Source organism: Mesorhizobium sp. M7A.F.Ca.CA.003.01.2.1 (genome assembly GCF_003998945.1).
GTDB classification, from domain to species: Bacteria; Pseudomonadota; Alphaproteobacteria; order Rhizobiales; family Rhizobiaceae; genus Mesorhizobium; species Mesorhizobium ciceri.
Genome location: NZ_RZRA01000475.1, coordinates 1 through 4,241, shown reverse-complemented (window position 1 = coordinate 4,241; position 4,241 = coordinate 1). Strand labels below are relative to the sequence as shown.

At 63.4% G+C, this 4,241-nt stretch carries 4 protein-coding genes; 3 read left to right on the top strand and 1 reads right to left on the bottom strand.

All coding sequences use genetic code 11. The features are described from left to right. A partial coding sequence (atpD, locus tag EN969_RS19060; RefSeq protein WP_127419313.1) for a F0F1 ATP synthase subunit beta occupies positions 1-1,164 on the top strand: 1,164 nt, incomplete at its 5' end. A gap of 102 nt (positions 1,165-1,266) precedes the next feature. Further along, the gene (locus EN969_RS19055) at positions 1,267-1,674 is read left to right on the top strand and encodes a F0F1 ATP synthase subunit epsilon (protein ID WP_013529039.1); all 408 of its coding nucleotides are present in this window, start codon (positions 1,267-1,269) and stop codon (positions 1,672-1,674) included. A 51-nt stretch (positions 1,675-1,725) separates the two neighbouring features. Here EN969_RS19055 and EN969_RS19050 read toward each other — a convergent pair whose 3' ends face one another. After that, positions 1,726-3,246, bottom strand: coding sequence for a mannitol dehydrogenase family protein (locus tag EN969_RS19050; RefSeq protein ID WP_063169452.1), 1,521 nt, complete (start codon positions 3,244-3,246; stop codon positions 1,726-1,728). Between the two features lie 95 nt (positions 3,247-3,341). Between EN969_RS19050 and EN969_RS19045 the strand changes: the two genes are divergently transcribed. Further along, positions 3,342-4,241: glucuronate isomerase (locus EN969_RS19045; protein WP_164758346.1), on the top strand; the 900-nt coding region annotated here is incomplete at its 3' end.

The window sequence follows — 4,241 nt, the reverse complement described above, 5'->3', positions numbered from 1 at the left end:
GGCCGCATCATCAACGTCATCGGCGAGCCGGTCGACGAAGAAGGCCCGGTCGACGCGATCGAAATGCGCTCCATCCACCAGCCGGCTCCGACCTATGTCGAGCAGTCGACGGAAGCACAGATCCTGATCACCGGCATCAAGGTGCTCGACCTCCTGGCTCCCTACGCCAAGGGCGGCAAGATCGGCCTGTTCGGCGGCGCCGGCGTCGGCAAGACCGTGCTGATCCAGGAACTGATCAACAACATCGCCAAGGCGCATGGCGGCTATTCGGTGTTCGCCGGCGTCGGCGAGCGCACCCGCGAAGGCAACGATCTGTATCACGAGTTCATCGAATCCGGCGTCAACAAGAAGGGCGGCGGCGAAGGCTCCAAGGCCGCGCTCGTCTACGGCCAGATGAACGAGCCGCCGGGCGCGCGCGCCCGCGTCGGCCTGACCGGCCTGACGGTTGCGGAGTATTTCCGCGACCAGGGCCAGGACGTGCTGTTCTTCGTCGACAACATCTTCCGCTTCACGCAGGCGGGTTCGGAAGTGTCGGCTCTGCTTGGCCGTATCCCGTCGGCGGTGGGCTATCAGCCGACGCTCGCCACCGACATGGGCGCGTTGCAGGAACGCATCACCACCACCACCAAGGGCTCGATCACGTCCGTGCAGGCGATCTACGTGCCCGCCGACGACTTGACCGATCCGGCGCCGGCGACCTCGTTCGCCCACCTTGACGCGACCACGACGCTGAACCGCGCCATCGCCGAAAAGGGCATCTATCCGGCGGTCGATCCGCTGGATTCGACCTCGCGCATGCTCGACCCGCTGGTCGTCGGCGACGAGCATTACGGCGTCGCGCGCCAGGTGCAGTCGATCCTCCAGCGCTACAAGTCGCTGCAGGACATCATCGCCATCCTGGGCATGGACGAGCTGTCGGAAGAAGACAAGCAGACCGTGGCCCGCGCCCGCAAGATCGAGCGCTTCCTATCGCAGCCCTTCTTCGTCGCCGAAGTGTTCACCGGCGCGCCGGGCAAGCTGGTCGACCTCGCCGACACCATCAAGGGCTTCAAGGGCCTCTGCAACGGCGACTACGATCACCTTCCGGAAGCTGCCTTCTACATGGTCGGCGGCATCGAGGAAGCGGTCGAGAAAGCACAGCGCCTCGCGGCTGAAGCGGCGTAATCAAGCGAATAGCGAATAGGGAGTAGCGAATAGGGAATATGGGCCGGCGAATTCTTCTTCTGACTACTCGCTGCTCGCTATTCGCTATTCGCTAAATTGATCATGGCTGAAGCTTTCAAGTTCGAACTGGTCTCGCCGGAGCGCCTGCTTGTTTCCGAGCAGGTTGAATCCGTCGTCATTCCGGGCGCCGAAGGCGAGATGACCGTGATGGCGCATCACGCGCCGGTCATGACCACGATCAAGCCGGGTGTCGTCACCGTGAAGACCGCAGCGGGCGGCGAAGAGCGCTATGTGGTGTTCGGCGGCTTCGCCGACATCGTTCCGGCCGGCTGCACGCTGCTGGCGGAATCGGCTGTCGCGGTGAAGGATGTCGACCGCGCCGATCTCGCGCGCCGCATCCAGGAAGCCAAAGAAGACGCCACTGATGCCAAGGACGACGAGGCTCGCAGCAAGGCGGAACAGTTCCTTAGCCAGCTCACCACGCTGGAAGGCGCCATCCTGCCGGCTTGAAATTCGGTTCGATGAAAGAGTAAAAAGCGGGGCCTTGCCTCGCTTTTTTGTTTAAATGCCCAAGGCTGCGAAAGCCAATGTCGGGCCGTCTCGTCGCAGGTGGACGAGATGCACGGCCACGAGCTCGATCAAGGTCTGGCGCTCGGCATGGTCCTTGGCGAAGCCGGCGAGGTCGAACACAGCGGTCACGGTTTCGTTCGCCGGCAGTTGCTCGCCCAAAAGTGCCGTCAACGCCGCGTCGAGCGGGTCGGTGAAATGGCCCTCCGGCAAGGTTTTTCCTCGTGCGGCGCAAGCAGCGATCCAGGCAGCCACCACCAACGTGAGATGGACCAGCTCGGTACCGGCTTCTAGACATTCGATGGCGGAAGCGACGATGCGCTGCGGCAATTTCTGGCTGCCGTCATTGGCGATCTGAGCCGTACGGTGGGCAAGTGCAGTGTTGGAAAAACGCTCAGCGAGCTCCGCGGTGTAAGCGCTCGGGTCGAGCCCGGCATCCTCGGGCAGGGTCGGGATGGCTTCCGCCCACAATGCATCGACGAATTGCCGGATCGCCGGGTCGGCGAAGGCGCGGTCGACGGTGGCATGACCGCTGAGCAGGCCAAGATAGGCGATGGCCGAATGCGAGCCGTTGAGCAGCCTGAGCTTCATGTCCTCGAACGGGCCGACGTCGCGAACCATGGTGACGCCGAACTGTTCCCAGTCCGGGCGGCCCGCTGGGAAATTGTCTTCGACCACCCATTGGCAGAACGGCTCGGTCATGACAGGCCAAGCGTCCTCGGCACCGAGTTCTTCAGCGATCCGCGCCCGATCGGCATCGGTGGTTGCCGGCACGATGCGGTCGACCATGCTTGAAGGAAAGGCGACCTGATGGGCGATGTGATCGGCAATTCCGACATCATTCGATTGGGCGAGCCCGGCATCTCGCAACTGGGCGAATTCAACCAACAGCCGATGCAGCGTGGCGCCGTTGGCCGGCAGATTGTCGCAACAGAGCACGGTAAAGGGCGGCGTGCCGGCGGCGCGTCGCCGGGCAAGCGCCTCGGTCAGGAAACCATGCGCTGTCTTCGGCATCTGCGGATTGGCCAGATCATGGGCGATATCGGGATGAGCAGCGTCCAATCCGCCGCCAGCCGCCCTCAGATAGGCCTTTTCGGTGATCGTAAGCGTGACGATGCGGGTGCGCGGATCGGTCAGCGCGGCCAGTACCGCGCCCGGATCCTCCGGCGCCACCAGCATCGCGGTAATCGAGCCGATGACCTGAAGTTTTTCGGTTCCACTGCTTCTGATCGCCAGCGTGTAGAGCCCATCCTGCGGCGTGAGTGCGTCGCGCGTGTCGGCGCTGCGCAGCGAAACGCCTGTTATGCCCCAATCCGTCTCGCCGGCCGCCAGGCAATCGTCGACATAGGCGGCCTGGTGGGCGCGATGGAAGGCGCCGACGCCAAGATGCACGATGCCCGGGACGATGCGGCTGCGATCATACGAAGGCGTCGCGATCGAAGCCGGCAGTGCGCGCAACGTCTTCGTGGAAAGGCGTTCGGTCGTCGTGGTGCGACTGGTCTGGTCGGATGACATGAGTGGCCTCGGCAGGGATCGGCAAAGCGGCGTAACATTCGATTTCCCGCCACACAATGGGCCGAAAAGTCATCATACAACAACCTAATTTTTGTATGTTGACATTATTTCTTGCCGCCCCTACCGATAGCGGCCCTGGGAGGATTGCCGTGCCACTGACCGATGCGGATCTGCTGTTTCCCGCCGATGCGCATTCGCGCTCGGTTGCCCGCGATCTCTATGCCGGGATCAAGGACCTGCCCCTGGTCAGCCCGCATGGCCACACCGATCCGCGTTGGTATGCGCTGAACGAGCCTTTTCCGGATCCGGCGCAACTGCTCATCGTTCCGGATCACTACATTTTCCGCATGCTGTTCAGCCAAGGCATCCGCCTTGAGGATCTCGGCGTGGCGACGCTGGACGGCGCGCCGGTCGAGACCGACGGCAGGGCGATCTGGCGGCTTTTTGCCGAGCACTATTATCTGTTTCGGGGTACACCGACCCGGCTGTGGTTCGATCATGTGCTTGCCGATCTGTTCGGCATCGACGAGCCGCTGACCGCAGCGACCGCCGACCGCCACTACGACGCCATCGCGACGCTGCTGCAGTGGGAGAATTTCCGCCCGCGCGCCCTGTTCGAGCGCTTCAACATCGAGGTCATCGCGACCACCGAAGGCGCGCTCGACGATCTCAAATGGCACCAGATGATCCGCGACAGCGGCTGGCAGGGCCGTGTGGTCACCGCTTATCGCCCCGACGCCGTCGTCGATCCCGACTTCGAGGGGTTTTCAACCAATCTCGACCGGCTCGGCGAGATCACCGGCTGCGACACCGGCAGCTGGGCAGGCTATCTCGATGCGCATCGCCAGCGGCGCGCCTTCTTCAAAAGCTTCGGCGCGACCTCGTCCGACCATGGCCATCCGACGGCCGAGACCGCCAATCTTTCGGATGCTGCAGCGCAGGAGCTGTTCAATCGCGTTCGCCGTGGCTCCGACGACGAGCGCGAACGGAAACTG